This is a genomic window from Clostridium sp., assembly GCF_036660475.1.
GTDB lineage: Bacteria > Bacillota > Clostridia > Clostridiales > Clostridiaceae > Clostridium_J.
Genome location: NZ_JAVXAO010000002.1, coordinates 122,992 through 140,441 on the forward strand (window position 1 = coordinate 122,992; position 17,450 = coordinate 140,441).

General features: G+C 28.6%; 22 protein-coding genes. All 22 read right to left on the reverse strand.

Annotated features, from left to right (window positions below; all coding sequences use genetic code 11):
- Window positions 1-121 precede the first annotated feature (121 nt).
- Window positions 122-307: a hypothetical protein gene (locus RSA29_RS03495; RefSeq protein WP_346942229.1), complete on the reverse strand. Its 186-nt coding sequence runs from the start codon at window positions 305-307 to the stop codon at window positions 122-124.
- A complete protein-coding gene (locus RSA29_RS03500; protein WP_346942230.1) occupies window positions 297-1,253 on the reverse strand; it encodes a hypothetical protein in 957 nt (318 codons plus the stop codon). Before RSA29_RS03500 ends, RSA29_RS03495 begins: the two co-directional genes overlap by 11 nt.
- Window positions 1,254-1,361: 108 nt before the next feature.
- Window positions 1,362-3,026, reverse strand: a complete 1,665-nt coding sequence (locus RSA29_RS03505) for a recombinase family protein (RefSeq protein ID WP_346942231.1) — start codon at window positions 3,024-3,026, stop codon at window positions 1,362-1,364.
- Between the two features lie 261 nt (window positions 3,027-3,287).
- Window positions 3,288-3,683 (reverse strand): hypothetical protein, encoded by a 396-nt coding sequence (locus RSA29_RS03510; RefSeq protein WP_346942232.1) that lies wholly within the window; start codon window positions 3,681-3,683, stop codon window positions 3,288-3,290.
- A 74-nt stretch (window positions 3,684-3,757) separates the two neighbouring features.
- On the reverse strand, window positions 3,758-6,259 hold the full coding sequence (locus RSA29_RS03515; protein WP_346942233.1) for a hypothetical protein: 2,502 nt from the start codon (window positions 6,257-6,259) through the stop codon (window positions 3,758-3,760).
- 114 nt (window positions 6,260-6,373) lie between these two features.
- Complete coding sequence (locus tag RSA29_RS03520) at window positions 6,374-7,021, reverse strand: hypothetical protein (RefSeq protein ID WP_346942234.1); 648 nt, start codon at window positions 7,019-7,021, stop codon at window positions 6,374-6,376.
- 155 nt (window positions 7,022-7,176) lie between these two features.
- Entirely contained in the window at window positions 7,177-7,314 is a 138-nt protein-coding gene (locus tag RSA29_RS03525; protein WP_346942235.1) for a hypothetical protein, read from the reverse strand.
- Window positions 7,315-7,668 carry a hypothetical protein gene (locus tag RSA29_RS03530; RefSeq protein ID WP_346942236.1) on the reverse strand — a complete coding sequence of 118 codons (354 nt, stop codon included), beginning with the start codon at window positions 7,666-7,668 and terminating at the stop codon, window positions 7,315-7,317. It abuts the gene before it with no gap.
- Between the two features lie 16 nt (window positions 7,669-7,684).
- Window positions 7,685-7,993, reverse strand: a complete 309-nt coding sequence (locus tag RSA29_RS03535; RefSeq protein ID WP_346942237.1) for a DUF960 family protein — start codon at window positions 7,991-7,993, stop codon at window positions 7,685-7,687.
- Between the two features lie 142 nt (window positions 7,994-8,135).
- Complete coding sequence (locus tag RSA29_RS03540) at window positions 8,136-8,441, reverse strand: hypothetical protein (protein WP_346942238.1); 306 nt, start codon at window positions 8,439-8,441, stop codon at window positions 8,136-8,138.
- Between the two features lie 12 nt (window positions 8,442-8,453).
- Entirely contained in the window at window positions 8,454-8,792 is a 339-nt protein-coding gene (locus tag RSA29_RS03545) for a hypothetical protein (RefSeq protein WP_346942239.1), read from the reverse strand.
- 91 nt (window positions 8,793-8,883) lie between these two features.
- Window positions 8,884-9,330, reverse strand: a complete 447-nt coding sequence (locus RSA29_RS03550; protein WP_346942240.1) for an NUDIX domain-containing protein — start codon at window positions 9,328-9,330, stop codon at window positions 8,884-8,886.
- Between the two features lie 42 nt (window positions 9,331-9,372).
- Window positions 9,373-10,881 carry an N-6 DNA methylase gene (locus RSA29_RS03555; protein WP_346942241.1) on the reverse strand — a complete coding sequence of 503 codons (1,509 nt, stop codon included), beginning with the start codon at window positions 10,879-10,881 and terminating at the stop codon, window positions 9,373-9,375.
- 76 nt (window positions 10,882-10,957) lie between these two features.
- The gene (locus RSA29_RS03560; RefSeq protein ID WP_346942242.1) at window positions 10,958-11,872 is read right to left on the reverse strand and encodes a hypothetical protein; all 915 of its coding nucleotides are present in this window, start codon (window positions 11,870-11,872) and stop codon (window positions 10,958-10,960) included.
- Window positions 11,873-12,268: 396 nt separating this feature from the next.
- The gene (locus RSA29_RS03565) at window positions 12,269-12,562 is read right to left on the reverse strand and encodes a DUF2087 domain-containing protein (protein ID WP_346942243.1); all 294 of its coding nucleotides are present in this window, start codon (window positions 12,560-12,562) and stop codon (window positions 12,269-12,271) included.
- A 48-nt stretch (window positions 12,563-12,610) separates the two neighbouring features.
- The gene (locus tag RSA29_RS03570) at window positions 12,611-13,375 is read right to left on the reverse strand and encodes a DUF2087 domain-containing protein (protein WP_346942244.1); all 765 of its coding nucleotides are present in this window, start codon (window positions 13,373-13,375) and stop codon (window positions 12,611-12,613) included.
- Window positions 13,376-13,607: 232 nt separating this feature from the next.
- On the reverse strand, window positions 13,608-14,702 hold the full coding sequence (locus RSA29_RS03575) for an HD domain-containing protein (RefSeq protein WP_346942245.1): 1,095 nt from the start codon (window positions 14,700-14,702) through the stop codon (window positions 13,608-13,610).
- 44 nt (window positions 14,703-14,746) lie between these two features.
- Window positions 14,747-15,196 (reverse strand): GNAT family N-acetyltransferase, encoded by a 450-nt coding sequence (locus tag RSA29_RS03580; RefSeq protein ID WP_346942246.1) that lies wholly within the window; start codon window positions 15,194-15,196, stop codon window positions 14,747-14,749.
- 250 nt (window positions 15,197-15,446) lie between these two features.
- Window positions 15,447-15,857 carry a GNAT family N-acetyltransferase gene (locus tag RSA29_RS03585; protein ID WP_346942247.1) on the reverse strand — a complete coding sequence of 137 codons (411 nt, stop codon included), beginning with the start codon at window positions 15,855-15,857 and terminating at the stop codon, window positions 15,447-15,449.
- Between the two features lie 175 nt (window positions 15,858-16,032).
- Window positions 16,033-16,212 carry a hypothetical protein gene (locus tag RSA29_RS03590; protein ID WP_346942248.1) on the reverse strand — a complete coding sequence of 60 codons (180 nt, stop codon included), beginning with the start codon at window positions 16,210-16,212 and terminating at the stop codon, window positions 16,033-16,035.
- A 491-nt stretch (window positions 16,213-16,703) separates the two neighbouring features.
- Window positions 16,704-17,147 (reverse strand): GNAT family N-acetyltransferase, encoded by a 444-nt coding sequence (locus tag RSA29_RS03595; protein ID WP_346942249.1) that lies wholly within the window; start codon window positions 17,145-17,147, stop codon window positions 16,704-16,706.
- 180 nt (window positions 17,148-17,327) lie between these two features.
- The gene (locus tag RSA29_RS03600; protein WP_346942250.1) at window positions 17,328-17,435 is read right to left on the reverse strand and encodes a hypothetical protein; all 108 of its coding nucleotides are present in this window, start codon (window positions 17,433-17,435) and stop codon (window positions 17,328-17,330) included.
- Between the last annotated feature and the right edge of the window lie 15 nt (window positions 17,436-17,450).

A 17,450-nucleotide genomic window follows, 5' to 3' on the forward strand; every position in this document is an offset into this window, starting at 1 on the left:
TTGATGGTTTATAGTAAATGAGATATACCGTTAACCTCTCTGTATTCAATAATTCAATTTCAGTAAGAACCTCATTTATTTATGGTACGGTTCTCCGTATCGTATTGAAGTGAGGTTTATTTTAACTCTTATCTGACCCATTTAAAAATTTTTTATAAACTACGGTTGCTACAACTCCCACTACCGTCATAACACCTTTTCCAATAGCTCTATTTCTACTCTCCTTTTGGGATTGATGATGGTTACAGTACTTCCCTCCATTCAATGCTTCGTTGTTACATCCTTTTACCTTACAATTATTTCCCATAATCATCTTCTCCTTCTCCTATAAAATCCTTCATGTTATACTCTATTATTAACTCATTCTTATATTTAGGTTTATCCAGCAATCTATATTGCCACTCGTAATTACTACTTTTAAAATCTAACCAATTTGCAATTTTTCTTTCTTTTAACTGAATATCTACTTCATTTAAATCCTGTATCATTAAATCAACCTTATACTTATCCATACCTTGACTTAATTTCAATTCCATTAAAGATGTCTTTGCACGGTTTAAATATAGATAGTCTTCACATAGCTTATTAAACTTTCTATTTATATTCCATGAAGAAAATTTAACACTTCCAATATTTTTTTGTAAAAAATTTCTCTCTTCCCATTCCTTAAAAAAGTTTAATCCATCCTTAATTTCTTTATTTATTGATTCTATAGCTTCATTTATTTCTATTTGTGCACCATCTTGCAGTCTATTTTTTCTATCTAAATCAGTTTCATTGAAAGATTGTTTTATAGTTCTTATAGCTCCATCAACTTTACCATATCTATCATTTCTTTGACCTTTTTCAATATCTTCTACTACGCACATAATACACTCTAATTGTTCTTTGATAGCATCTAGCTTTTGTTCTGTTGCGTACTCTCCTAATTTATCTACTCTTTTGTCGTCTAATTTTTCTTTTATTTCCTCTAATCTAACTTGTTTTACTATCTTATTTTTACCATCTACAATATTAGGTAATATTTCTCCAGCCTTACTCTCCATTAATTTAAAGTTACCATTTTTTAATTCTTCTATAAATTCTTCTGGAATAATAGCTTTTAGAATTGGCTCAACTTCTTTATTATTCTCTTTTGCAACTTTTACTATATCAGCTATTGGTTTTGCAAATATATCTTTTATCTTCTCTAAATCTTTTTTATCTATATAATTCAACTCTTTATTCTTTACGTTAGCTATTCTTTTTTCCATAATATCCACCATATTCTCTAGTATTTATTCCTATATTTTCTATTATAACAAATTGAATTACATTTTTTAATAACATAATAAAGTAATAGTTAAGAGTTTTTATTTATTTTATATTGCAATATCTAAATTTAAAGTACTTATACCAACATTTCTTAACATAAAAGAAGAAGGCGTACCTTTAATAGATACACCTTCTTCATTACTTAGATAGTTTATTAAATTATCATCTAAATTAATCTTTATTGAATCAATTTCTCTTAGTTCATTAACTGTTATCTCAGATATTATCATATGTAATAATTTTTTCTGTTGCTCTCTAGTTGAACTTTCAGTTAAGACCTTACTAAAGTTCTCTAGTACACTTTTAATCATTTCATATGGTAATTCCTCATTAGCATCATCTGAAAGAGTTACTAATAAAGGAGCTTTCTCTTCCTCTAAAGCCTTAACTCTTTTAGTTAGCTCATCTTTTCTTTCTCTGAATTCCTCCTTAGTTATTATCTCATCTTCATAGGCTTCAAATAGTTTAGCTCTTTTCTTATCTAGCTTTTCAAGTTCATTATCTATCTTTACTAAATCCTTCTTTGCTGGATTTACCTTTCTAACTCTTTCATTGTTAACATTTCTTACAATAGACTTAACCAGCTTTTCATTAGTTAAAAGTTCTGATAGCTTATTGAATACATACTCATTAGCCTTATCAACTCTAATTGAATTACTGTTGCATACTGCTGTACCTTTATTCTTCCAGTTACCACAAGCATAGTAAGCTATTCTTTTTTTAGTTCCATCTGCTAACTTGTTAGTAGTTCTTGAAATAACCATACCAGCTCCACACTTAGGACATTTCAATATTCCAGTTAGAGGAAATTCTCCATCATGAACTCTTGCTGGTTTACCTTGCTTAGAACTTAATATAGCTTGTACCTTATCCCATAGTTTTTCATCAATTATAGCTTCATGAATTCCATCTGTTATTATAGGATTAGCATTTATATTTCTTCTTCTTTTTTCTGACCAATTCTGTCTAACATTATATCTAACCTTTCCTATATATACAGGGTTAGTTATAATTTCTCTTATTGAACCTACAGAAAAGTTGTTTCCTAATTTAGTTTTATACCCTATCTTGTTTAACTGATTAGTTATAGCTTTATATCCTTTTCCATTGCCATATTCATTAAAGATAAATCTTACTGATTCTGCTTCCTTTTCATTTATAACAAGTTTAGTTTTAGTTCTTTTAGCTCCTGGTTGCTTTTCAAGCTGAACTAAATCATATCCTAACACTCGCCCACCACACCATTCACCAGCTCTAGCTTTAGCACACATCCCCATTTTTACGTTTTGAGCTATAGTACCTCTCTCAAACTCTCCAATTAATGCCATCATCTGAAACTGCATTTTTCCTGCTGGAGTATTAGTCTCAAATGGTTCTGAATATGATTTAAATGAAATATTATTATTCTCTAAAAGATTCACTATCTGTAATACATCTTCAAGTTTTCTACTAATACGATTAATCTTCCAAGATAAAACCATATCAAATTTCTTTTCCTCTGCTTCACTAAGTAGTTCTTTTAAGGATGGTCTGTTTTTAATATCTTTCCCACTTATACCTCTGTCGGCATAACACTTATAGACTTCATATCCCATCTTTTCACACCATTCTTTTAGTAACCTCTCTTGTTCATCTATGCTATAACCTTCTTCTGCCTGTTCAATAGTACTTACCCTTGAATAAATTGCAACTAATGTTTTCTTACTTATCATTTTTAATTACCTCCATTTATTTATCATCAGATTTATAATATATACTTAACTTCTATTTTTATAACGGAAAATATCGTTGTTATCATCATTTCGATACTTCAATACTTCGATATTTTCCGTAAAACTTATGCAACTTGCTTTTTTTCTATCTTACATTCATTCTTATCTTGTTTTATTATCTGTTATATACTTAATTATCATCTCTGAAATTAAATCTATTACCTCATTTACTTGCTTATCTTTAGTCATGTTTATCTCTCCTTATCCAACTTTCTTATTGTTTAACAATTTTGCTTCTTCTACAATAATTTCTACTTGCTCATTAATCCATTCATAAGACTCACAGAAGCTTATAATTTGTACTTTCTTTTCTTTGCATTGTAAAGCTAAATGTCTAAACATATGCTCTTCAATATCTTCAATAGACCATATTAAAACTATATCTATATTGCCTATAAAGATTTCTTCTAATAATCTAGCTAATTTAAAAGTTTCATTAGTATCATCTATATATGTTTCTATTCCCCCTTCATATTCTTCAAGTTCATATCTTAACCATTGTAATCTTCCATATCCTATCGAAAAATTTTCTCCAGTATGTTCTTTTCTTATATATAAACCTATTGTCTTATTAATTATCTTATTTAAATTTTCCATCTCCTCTTACTCCTTTTCATCTTGAATTTATCGACATTATCGAAGTATGAGCTCCGATAATGTCACATATTAACTTAGGCTATTTTTTCTTTAGGTATCTTAACTATTTCAATCACTCTTCCATGATTTTTTTGACTTATCTCATAGTAAATACCCTCTAACTCTAAGTTAGATTTTATTTCATTTAGTCTTCTACTTAACACATTAGGTTCTTTAGCCCATAGCTTAGATGTTGTATCTATCTGCTCTACTTCTGCAACTTGATTTAAAACTGTTAATAAGCTGCTTACAGTTCCAGTAAAACTTATGTTTTCATTCATATATTTGATTAATGCCGTTGCTACTGGATTAGACTCTACTGCTTCTTGATTAGCTTTCTTTTGATTATTTAAGTATGCTTTTAAGAACACTTCTCCTCCTACCTTCATAGCTTCTGCTACTGCATAACCCCATCTAGTGAAATCAGCCATTCTTCCTAGTTTAGTTAGTTCTACCGTTTCATATATTCCCTTTGCTACTGATAATATAGTAAAAATAGCTCCTAGAATTTTAGGCTTGTCTTCATTAAAACTATTCCACACTAACCTTTCTTCTTTTCTTTCATCTTCTGGTATCCTTTCTAATGTAAGAACTATACATCTATCTAATAAATCTGCTCTTGTAGCAACAACATTAATTCCATTTAAAGTAATACGACTTTTAAAGCTAACTATCGTTTCATCTTCATCACTATAAAGCTTTCTTTTACTGTATCCTCCTCCTGTTGAAGCAATACAAAGCAAGTCACTCTTCTCTGCCGAAATAGTATCTAAATTATCAAAACAAGGCATATAATTATTTGAAATTACTATTGCTAAGTCTTGAATTCCTTTAGGTATTGAAATTACATCCCTTGGAGCTGGATCTATTAAACTCCTATTCATTCTCATAGTAGTTGTTTTAGAAGCTCCCTTTTCTCCATGTATTCCTTCGATTGGATGTGGAATATCAGATATAAATCTAGTAACTAAACTTACCGCATGTAATATTGTATCTTCCCACTCCTTAAATCTATAATGCTTACCTAGTAATCCAAGTAAATCATCACAAGGTACAGGCATTACTTGTTCACTCATGTTGCTCTTCTTTATAAACAACATTTGCTTATCCTCATCAACTTTCCAACCTGTTCCATCAATTTTTATTATTGTAGATTCCTTATCACCTAAGTCGTAATAAGTAACTCCTTCTACTTCTGCACATCTCTTGTAAACTTCTAATTCAGCTCCTTCGTATAAAGCTTTAGCTTCTAAAACTCCTATGGCTTGATTGATATTATCCTTAGAAAGTGCTTTACCTATCTCCTCGTAAAATCTCTTTCTTAACAACATTTGATACTTCTTATCTTCTAATCTATGAATTTCATAAACCCTACCTTTATCTACTGCTACATAAGTTTCTTCTACAGAGTTATGAAAAAATATATCATCATAACCTAAAGCTTGTTCTATTACCATATCTGCATAGCTCTTTTTAGTTTCTTCGCAATTATCGGAATTTTCCAACTTTTCTTCTGATGCCTTCGGCTCATAGCGTTTCTTTAATGTACTCCAGTTTTCATGTGAACAACTATCATGATGACATTTAGCAGTAATAGCTCCATTATGAAATTGTGTTATAGAAGCCGATTTATCTGTATGGCTTGAATTCCAAGGGCATGTTTCAAGTACGTAAACAGTTCTATCATCATCTTCTTTTACCTTAAAAATACCTAATCCATTACTACTTAACCACTTGTCCATTTTAACAGTTCCTTTCTTAACTGATTTACTATTTTCATTGTTTGCTTTTTTCACATTATTATTTTTCTGCGTATAAGAGTCTGCTACTTTTTTAAGTAGAACTTCATTAACAACTTCTAGCTTATCTGGAGCTTGTATAATTTTCGACCTTCTGTGTGGTCTAGTTTCAGTACTATCACCTTTACAAGCCTTAGTTCCATATACCTTAGTTATTCTAGCTGGATTGAAGGTAGTTTTATCTACTTGAGCTTTATCATCGCTAAACTTATCATCTAAAGCATAAAGAACATCTTTAATTAATTGAGTTTCTTCCTTAGTATTAGGTAAGTCTAACTTATATAAAGCATGATATCCATTACCACTACAAGCTATTATAGGTTCTGGAAATCCTTCATTACTTAAATAATTTACTACCTTTACTAGTACCACTTCTGCTGATTTTAGCTCTTCATCTGTTGAAGATACTCCTGTTGGTCTTTTAGGGTCTACATCTATTAGTAAGAATGTTCTTCTTATAATGTCTGAATCAGATGTTGTATTCTTGGCATACTCTATCAATCTATTTTTCGCTCTGGCAAGTAAGTCTTCTGATATTGCATTTAGTGTAAAGAAAATATTATTAACTCCATCATATCTAAAAATATCATTTAGAAGCTTTTCTTTATCATCATAGTAACCACTTACTGTACCTCTTTTAGTATTTAGTATTCTTACTTCTATAGGACAATCAGTTTTTCTTAAAACCTCAATTCCTTTAGTAACTTCTTTTATTAACTCTTGTTTTTGTGTAATCATGTATTTATTCCTCCTAGGTTTTTATTTGATTCCTGCTACACTCAAGAGTTTATCATCATAAAAAAAGAAAAGCTAAGACATAAAATCTTAGATTTTTTTGTCCTTGCTTTTCTTCTATTTATCAATTTTCATTTTTAGATTTTTCTCTCCATATTGATTGAACGTCTTTAATAGCTTTTGTTTGTATCTCTCATCATCAATAGCATCTAATTCTTTGCATTTCTTTTCAATCTCAGCATGTAGTCGATTTATTCCATCTTCATATTTATCTAACACAATTTTCATTAAATCTGTAGATTCAACATCAAAATAATTTGGTATAACATTCAGTATGTATTTTACTTTAGATTCTATTTGAGATATTTTCTTTCCTACCTCATCTAATTCATCAACTTTTGCTTTTACACTATCATCAGATAAGTTTTCTAATATGAATTTAGTATATTTATCATGCTCTTCTTCTGTTAATTTCTTTGCTTTTCCTATTTTGTTTATAATACTTCTTATGTCACCATTGTTTATTACTTTCTTTAAGTTTTCTACGTACTTATCTTTATTCTCTTCCAATATTCCTTTACTTCTATCATAATCGCTAGTTCCTCTAAGAACTTTATCAATTCTTTGAAGGTCTTTATAATTTGAAGCAAAACTACCTGAATCTTTATTAGTATTATATATTTCTTCTACTAAATCACTTAACGGATATACTTTCTTACTATTATCTTTCATCTTTTCAACCTCTCTTCTATCATCTTTTGTCACTTTATTTCACCTTGAAAATATCGACACTATCGACATAACGGTTATGACGATATTTTACTAAAAAAAATATTGTCTTAGCAATAGTTTACCTATTATAAAAGTCACTAAATACCTTTTAAACTTAAAGATATTTAGTGAACCTTTATAAAATTTAATTACATAAACTTTCTTATTAGACTTTCAGGAATACCAAATTTAGCTGAAACAGAAGCTATTGCTTCACCTTCTGATAATCCACTTGCTATCATTTGAAGTACTACTGCAATAATTTTTAATATTAATATTGGGTTCATCTAAAATTCCTCCTTAATATATGTGTAAATATATGAATAGCTATCTTTAACAGGTATTAGCTTAATCACATATTTACCCATTTCTAAATTAATATACACTAAAGTTTCTTTATCATAGCCTGTACCATTGCATAGTTCTATAATTTTATTGAAGTCTTTTAACAACTCAAATTGAATATAGTTTAACTCTTTTTGTAATGTACTTAGGTCTATTTTCTTATTGTTATTAAGTTCTATTATTAGCTCTCTTGGATTCCATTTGTTAGCTAATCTTCCATCATAGAAATCAATTCTCATAACCCCTAGAAGCTCTTTACTATCATAATCAAAAGTCTTTTCTTTGCTTAATTTCATTCTCTAACCCTCCATATTAGTATTCTTCTGGTAATAACATAGTTGAGTAATCCCCACTATCAATTACAAATATCTTAGTATCTTTAACTAGCTCTATATCATCTATTTCAATCCTATGAATACTCCTATACTCTGGCACTTCTTGACTATGTTCTATCTTAATAAAATCTTCTTCCTTCTTTAACCTAAATACCTGTAAATAATCAACTTCTACACCTTCTTTCATTTTCAATATGTCTATAAGTGACCACATTGCTAGTTGTAATCTTATATCTATTTCAGAATTTACTCCTCTTGTTACATATCTACTATCTTGTTTAAACATCTATTTCTATCTCCTTATTATTAAATTTAACTATAAACTTTCCATTTCTAATTACACCTACACACAAAATTCTCTTCATACCCTTATTAACTCCTTATATATAAAAAAGCCTTAATCACTACACCAATAGTAATTAAGGCTTTTAAACTTTATTGATTTCTTGCTTCAACATATCTATGAATCCATCTGAAAATACTTTTCCTTTAATTGAACTCTTTATTAGCTCTATTAACTCTAGCTCTGTAACATCTAAACTTCTTGGAATGTACCTATTATCAGACTTTATTGTATCTTTATATAAGCTAAATCTTATTTCCTCTGTCTTCTTAGACTTAACATAAATTCTCTCAATACAATAGGTATAGGCTTCATCAACTAAACTTGCTTGAACCAATAGGTCACAGTACTTAGTACTTTTTATTACTTCCTTTTCTTTCTTCTTACTCATACCTTCCTCCAATTATTCTAATAGGAACTTAGAAAGTTCTTCTGTAGTTATCACTACTATTGCATAATCACTTGAAAGTAAAAATAGTGAGGAAGTCCAATTAACTCCTTCACTACATTCAATGATATCAATATATTCTGGTATTAAATCTTTCAATTTATCTTGCTTCAATATTTCGATATCTACGATATTTTCTGCTATAACTACATATCCACCTAAATCATTCTCAACATCTCTTTCCTCTCCATAATTTTCATCCAATATTCGTATAAGTTCAATTAAACTATTTATTACCTCCGTTGGATATACCTTTAAATTTACTAATTGCTCCTTATTAAATATCTTTATCATTTATAATCACCTCATTCTATAATAAAAAGAACTTATATCTAATAGGCACTTAGATATAAGTTCTTTTCTCAATATAATAATATATACTTAATTATTTATTTAAAACATTCAATGCTTCTAAAGCCATCGACTTTACATGTATTTTAATTTCATCATTTTTTTGAATTTCATTTTCTGTAAACCAATATAAATCCTGACTCTCCCCTTTAGCTGGATTAACTTTATCTGATGATGATTTAGCAAAATAAATAAAATCTATATTCTCTACTTCATGACCTACATTCTCAAGTAATGTATATATTGGATTATGCAATTGAATTACTCTTCCTAACTCCAACTTATCTTCTATACTATAAAGTTCAACCATAAGACCGGATTCCTCATATACCTCTCTGAGTGCAGTTTCATGTGGAACTTCATTAGAGTTTATTTTCCCCCCTAGTGGGAATAATGTATTATATTTTTTATGTCTATGCAATAGTACCTTATTTTCATACACAACATATACAGACGATGTCAAAGACCTATCTAACTTCATCATTTACTCCTAACATTTTTATAAACTTGAAATAACTATACTTTAAAGTCCATATAATGTTGCAAAGTAATCATTTAGCTCTTCTTGCAATTCTTCATTTAATTTAAAATTACTATTTAAATCATTAATTATAAATTTTACTTTTTCTTCAACCTTCATCAATTCATTATCTGAAGGTATAATTATTGGAACTTTTTTAAGATAATTTGCTGAATTATTTGCTGTAGGATTTATTGTATGTATAATATCTCTAAATGTATTTGAATTACATAATGCTAATAAATAATATAGATACTTCTCTTTTTTAGGAAAAACGCCAACAATTGATTGGTCAAATACTCTTTTATCCATTAATGTAGCTGATATCTTACTAGATTTAACCATTGGTATAGCAATTCCCTTTTTAAAATAAAATTGTGAATTTTGGAATCGAGCTTTTTTCACTGTTTTATATTTTACAATTGTATCCTTACTCCAATCTATATACCAATCATCTGTAAACCTCAAATATTTCATATTTGAAGCCCCTTTAACTATAGGTAAATACGCAACTTCTGAATCTATTCCATCTAAAATATTTCCTCTAACATCTTCATAATCATATATTTCATTTTCCTCAACTTTAGAATAACCTTTTGAATTTTTTACAGTAATATCTCTAATTTTCATAAATTCTGAATTATTACCAGTATAAATTCCAGTTACACAATCTGCTATATCAGCTAATTTATTTTCTGAGTTATTAATAATATCTCTATATATTTCATCACCTTTTATAAAAAATGTACTATCTACGGATTTAAATACTTCATTTTGACTTATTTGAGTTACATTCACATCTTCTAATTTACCATTTGTTATATCTCTTATAACTTCTTGACTCTTTAGCTCTGTAATAATATTAATAATATTATCTAAGTTTTCTTGTTTTTCAGCTTTCTGTAAAGTTATTATACTTATATTAGAATATCCGAAACTAACCCCTGGGAAAAACTTAGATGGAAATATTAATATTTCTTTTATCTTTGTATTTAATAATAGATACTTCCTCAACTCTTTATGTCTATGAAGAAATAAGTATGTATCTGGAATTATAAACGATAAAACTCCACCTTCTTTTAATAATGAAATACATCTCAATAAAAATAGTGAATATGTTTCCTTTGAATATATATTGAACTTCTTTTTTAGTACTTCCCTTTGCTCTTTATCTAGCCATCCACCATATGGAGGATTTCCTATTACTTTATCATATATTCCACCTTCTATGGAGTATCTATCCAACTCTTCATTCATCAATGTATCTGATTCTGTTATTCTAATATTTTTATTATCACAATACTTAGTCGTTAGTTTTTCTATTGCTTCTGGATTTAAATCATATGCACAAATATTAGCATTTCGATTATTCTCTAATACCTTATCAATAAAAACTCCATCACCAGCTGAAGGCTCTAAAATTCTTTCTCCTTCTTTTACATCAATCATTTTAACCATATATTCTGTAATGTAATCTGATTTTGTATAAAAAGACCTATACACTTCTTCCATTGTTATCCTCCTTAAATTGAAAAACTCTAATACTTAAGAAATACTTAAGTATTAGAGTCATTATAAATTATTTTTATTACCATTTCAAATACTTTATTAAATCATTTTCCTTTAAATACTCATAAAACTCATCGGAAATATCATTTTTCCAATTCATATTTTCTCTAATCCATTGCTTTATATTATATCCTGTAAACTCATAAATTTTATCATAAGCTTCATCTCCACAATACACTTTAAATATACCAGAGTTTTTTAACGTCTGAAGGTAATGATTGTTTTCTTCTTCATCTTGTCTTACAAATATAACTTGTCTGTTTTTATCATCTATCATTTTTAAAATGCTACCAACCGTTAGTAATCTATTAGTATTTCCCTTTTCATTAGAACTAAAACCACTCTTATAATCAACATTGTAAGTAGCACTTTCATCTCTAAAATGTAAATCTAACTTCAATTGAATACTTCCTGAGTCAACAAATGACCATATCATATTGAATTGATTAACTAATCCTTCTTTTTTATCATCCTCTATATCTAGTGAATATATATTGTCATTAACTTCTTTAATAAGTCCAGTTTGAACTTTCTCAAAAGAACTTGGTTGTACTAACTCAATATTCTTTAGTGGTATTTCAAACGGTAACTTTGCAAATGGTTCCCACAGTTCACCTATTCTACGTGAAAATGTCATATAATCATACTTCCAAACACCATTTCTAGCTTCAAGCATTACTACATAACAACAATAATTTAAAAGTAGAAGTGCATCTAAATTTTGCTTTTTATCTAGTTTTTCCTTTTTAACTATAACGTTCAATTGCTTCAGTAAATTATTTTTTATTTTTGCAATTTCCTTGTTTACTTTATCTGATTTCTTCTTATTTTCAATAGATTGCTTAGATACTTTTTCTACTTCATCATTAATTTCACTTCTAATGTATTCTAACAATTCTTTTTTATCTGTAAATAATTTTAAGCTTACTCCCATATAATACACCTCCATTTAATAATGTTATTGTATCATATAGGGACAAGCTATTAAACCTCTAATATTTCTCAAACTAAATTGACTGTTCTTTTACTAGTTTACAACTGTTAATTTTAGTAAAAACCTCATTTACTTGTGATACGGTTCATTTTTTCTTATGCTAAATAAATATAACTTTCAAGTTATATTTATATGATATTCATTGTCAAATGTGTATTATAGTAAGTACTCCCTTGGATATTATCTGCATTCTTTCCCATTCTCAACACCATACATAAGACTTTCACCGCACGCGGTATTCCATCAAAGTTTCACTCATTCTATTCATACCCATAGGATATCTAGAAAGTATGCGAAGTAAATCAATTCTACACAATAATCCTATAGTATAAAATCTTATTCTTTCAACCAATACTCACTACAATCATTAGTTCTTTCTAGAAATCCATATTCAATCAAATGCCTTCTAATAGATACATAGTCATCACAAATATCTTTAATAATTTCGTTAATTTCTTTTTCATTGTATTTATAAGAATCATTGAATTTTCTCGCAATTTCCTTCAAGACTATTATCTGTTTTTTCTTTTTTACCGGAAAGGCTATTAGCTTTAATTTATCTCCTGATTTAAAACATGACCTTAAGACATTTTCTTTTTCTTTTTCGGAAATTTCATAAAATTTCTCCATTATTTCACTTCCTTATCTTATAATCTCTTTCCATTCATACTACCCCACCTACTCCTTAACCCAGTATTTGGTGCAATCATTACTTCTATCTATAAAACCATACTCAATTAAAGCCCTTCTTATAGTCGCATAGTCCTCAAAGATTCTTTTTAATACTCTATTTATTTCCTTCTCAGTATAAGTCCTACCTGTAGAGAAGTTTTTTACTATTTCCCCTAAAACTATAATCTTCTTCTTTTCCTTAGCTGGGTAGGATTTTAAAGCATTTGTTTCATCCATATATGTCTTAATCGTTGCTTCTCTTTCCTTATCAGTAATGTTATATCTATCATCTAAAGTTGTAGCTGTTTTGTGAGGATCTGATATAACTTCCTTATCTAAAACATTTATCCCCTTTGATGATGCATCACTTAAAAGCTCCATTATAGCTAAAAATAATCTAGCCTGCTTTTCCTTTTCCCTTAGTTTAAATCTATGGTTTCTAATAGTTGATTGCGCTATGCCAAGCTTTGCTGCTATCTCCTTATCTGAAAACCCTTGAGCCATTAACTTTATTAACTCTCTATGAACCTCAGATATCCCTATAAAATCTGAATTCATGTTTAATAAATAACCCAAGGAAGCGTTATGCTCTTCTTTAACATGGATTTCAGCTGTTTTTTTTGCATCATAAAAATCTTCTTCCCGCTTAAACATTTTCCCCTTTTCAAAGGTACTGTTGCAAAATATACAAGTAAATTCTTCTTCACCTTCAATATAACCTTTTTTAATATCATCTATAGATGACTCCCATAAAATTTCATTCCCCTTCATTTCAACCACTCCAATTCCAAAGTTTTCTAATTATATTTTATGTGATAATTTCATTTTTGTCTATATATAAATAGACATTTTTAATTTTAGTTTATAATAATTGAAGGTTTAGGGTTGAAACCAATATATCCATTTATCCTTATGATTTCTAATTTGTTATAAATAAAAAAAGAGTTACTTCTCCTCAACACAATAGGTCTTCTAGAATAACTTTATAAAATATGTGTAAATGTCAAAAGGTAGATTTAATTTTTCCAGTCTTATAATCATATTTCCAGCCGTCATATTCATAATTATTTGGAATCCTCAAATAGCATCCAATAGTATTATCACGTTTTCTTTTCAAAATTCCAGAAATATTTTCGTTATTAATATTGCCCTCTGCCACGGTTAAATACTCATTATCCAGAGCTAACACAATTCCTATATGGTCATGCCAAGATGAGTCTTTTGGTTTGTTATCCTGGGAAATAATATTATTATATATTACAACATCACCTCTTGACGGAACAAAGCCATCTTTCTCATAAAAGCAAAAATCATTTTCCATTCCCCATTTATACCATGCACCAACTCCTGCTAGTCTATATTCAGCATTTGCAGTCTTTATTGGTAATTTAATTCCCGCTTCAAAACAGCAATGATAAACAAAAGCAGCACACCAACTACATCGTAGTTCATCAAATGCAGAATTCTCAGGGTAATATTTAATTATTTCTATAAAATCTTCATTACTTTTTTCTCCACAAATCTTTTTCGCAGCAAGATTTTCTGCAATATTAGCAATCAAATTTTGTTTATCTATTTCAATGTTTTTATGCTCTCTAACTTTATTTTCATTAAATATAAAGTGTCGATTATCGATAGAAAACTCCTGCACTAATCTGTTAATACGCGGCTTAATTGTATTCTTGAATTCTGCATTTTCACCATTTAAAATTCGTTGTAAAACATCTGAGTCTTTTAATATCTCATCATATTCATCATGACTATGATTTTTATCTGAATGGTGGAAAATTGCAGAAAGAATAGTCATTTTTTCATCCTCAGAAAATACATCTGAAAGTTCATACTTAAAAGCAACACGAACCATTTCCATTCCACTATGTGAATGATATTTGCTTATTCCAGTTTTGTAATTATATACGTCATGCAAAAGCCCAATTATATAAGCCAGTTCCGTATTTAGCCCTTGTTTCATAGCCATTAATGACATAAGCTGTGCAACTCCATAAGTATGGATATAGGCATCTTTTTGATAATCTTGTGATGAATTATTATTAATAATTTTATTAACATACTCTCTAACCTTTTGAACTCTATCCATGATTACCTCCCCCAAAATATAACTACACTTCAAGTCAATTTATTTTATCTGTTAATTATGTAATGAAACATTAATTCTCCATTGCTAGTGTCTTTTTCATTCATATATTCAAAACCAATACTTGTGTATAATTTATACGCTACTGTATTTCCCTCAACTATGCTTAAATATATAGTGTCTACATCATATTCCTTTGAAACTATATTAATCAGCTTTTTCATTGCAGTTTTTCCAATACCTTTGCCTTGATGATTTTCATCTATAAGTATCCTATCAATCCAAGTATGCTTATTAGGGCCAAAGGAACCATACATTGCAAACCCAATAACATTATCATAATTATATATAGCTACTGGATGCCACTCACTATATAAGCTCGCCTCTTCCAAACATTCACCTACAGTTTCAATAAAACCTTCTTGATCCTTTTTTATTTTCAATTTTTTTACTAGTTCACTATTTTTATCGTCAATATCTTTAAAATGAATATTCATGATTTACTCCTTTTAATATTAAATATATTTTACATAAGATTCAAGTTCTTCTCCAACCATGTATATTTAAATAAGGCACCTAAAAATAATAAGTCAAATATCAAAGAATTTCTGACTTATTTATTTTTTAAAGATTCCTAAATCATTTTCACATAGTAAATTATCCATAGCTCAGTATTAAGAGAATTTATCTCCAAGTCAAATCCTCCTTTTATCATATTTAAAGTGAAAGGACCTTGGGACTTGAGTCTTATAATCTTTTAAGGAAGAAATACTCTGAAAATCCATCAATTTTATTTTCATAAGAACCGACTTCTTCATAGCCTAAAGAATGATAAAAGTCTTTGCCTTGCCAGTCAAAAGTATCTAATCTAATCATATTTGCGCCTAATTCCTTTGCTCGTTTTTCAACCTCATTCATTAGTAGTGTACCAATTTTATTATTTCTGTAGTTTTCATTTACAAATACAGTAGAAACATACAATATTTTAAAAGCAGTCATACAAGCATCTGCACCTGCAATTAAGTTATTATTATCTAACACTCCAATTCTTATGTTCCCTGACATCTCATATGTAATATGCTTTTTATCATACTCATATAAACATCTTTCAATGTCTTCTAACTGCAAATCATTTAGTTCAATAATTTTGTAATTCATAGCCCCTCCGTTTGATTTTCTGTATAAAATCAATAAAAATTTTAAGTTTAGTTCCAAATATAACTTTTATTTTTCTTTAACAATATAATATCATGAAGTAGATTTATTTTTTGTCTAAAGATACAAAAATTCACAAAACATATCGACAATATACACATTACAATTAAATAAATAGTTATTTATTCCATATATTCTCTGTTTGTAATATATATTTTTGAGATGTTATTGATATTTTAAAGTAAATAATAGCAACCACCATCATTCCTATTCCTGAAAGTACAAAACACCAATTCACTCTAATTATATCTGATAAAATTCCTGATAAAGCTATGCCAACAGGGGTCCAAATTACCATAAGTGCACCCGATAGAGACATTACTCTACCAAGATATTTATTATCTATTTTTTCTTGAAATACTGTGATTTGTATTCCTTAATAAAATGGCATAGCTTAAAATTAATGAAATTGATTGCAGCCCTTGGAAATATCCTGCATATTTTTACAGCTCTTCTTTTAGAACACTAAGAACTGTTACATCTCCAAGTGATGGTTGATGAAAAGCAGTCCCAATATGTATTAACCTTAAAATAAGTGTTAAAATTAGTACTTATTTTAAGGTGGATGTGGACCTACACACTTTTAGAACCTACAAAACCCAGAAATATGATAGTATATTTCTGGGCTTTATCTAGTTCATTTCTTTCAATAATCATCTTTATATTTTCACCTTTGATTTTTCCAGACCTTCCAGGCATCTCAATATCACTAAAATAACTGCCTAGTTTATGATAATGAAGAAATGCTCTCTTGAATTTTATTTAATCCCACCTACAAATTGGAATTTATCAGTATCTATAAGTAAATATAATTTCATCTTTTTCACCTGACTCTGTAGCACCTATACTGCTATATAATGCACATGCTGCTTTATTTGAAACATTAGTTGGAATCCACATTTTAACAATATTAAGATTGCTAGTATCACTTATTATATATTGAAGAATGCTTTTTGCAATCCCTCTTTGACGACATTCCTTTAATGTTGCAATCTCATATAAACAAATCATATTTTGTGTTGTATCCAATCTATTTTGAATATAGGCTATTGCATATGCTACTACTTTTCCCATGTCCTTAGCAACATAGAATAGGTTATCTTTGTTATTTAAAAACTTAATAATAGCCTCTTTATTGCTTTGAATAGTATCCTCTTCCGCTTTAACATAGTTAATTGCATTTTCAATATCAGTAATGTCACTTACTCCACAACTCTTAATAATAAAACTCATTCTTCCCCCCCTAAATTCCTATTTATCTCTCACTCTCTAACACTATTCCCACCAACCTACACCTAAATTATACCCTAACAAAATCATATTTTAAATAATTATCCAATTCACTTTTGTCGATAGATCTTTACCTGCCCTTTAACACATATCTATTTTAATCGTAACTATTAATTTTCTCTCTTAATCTAATGTTTCTTCTATTTCCTCTATACTTGGCAATGTTCCTTTTAAGTCCTCTGGTATTTTTTCAAGCAACTTATACTCACTTACTCCTATTGGCTTTGTCATACCTTTAAGAGAATA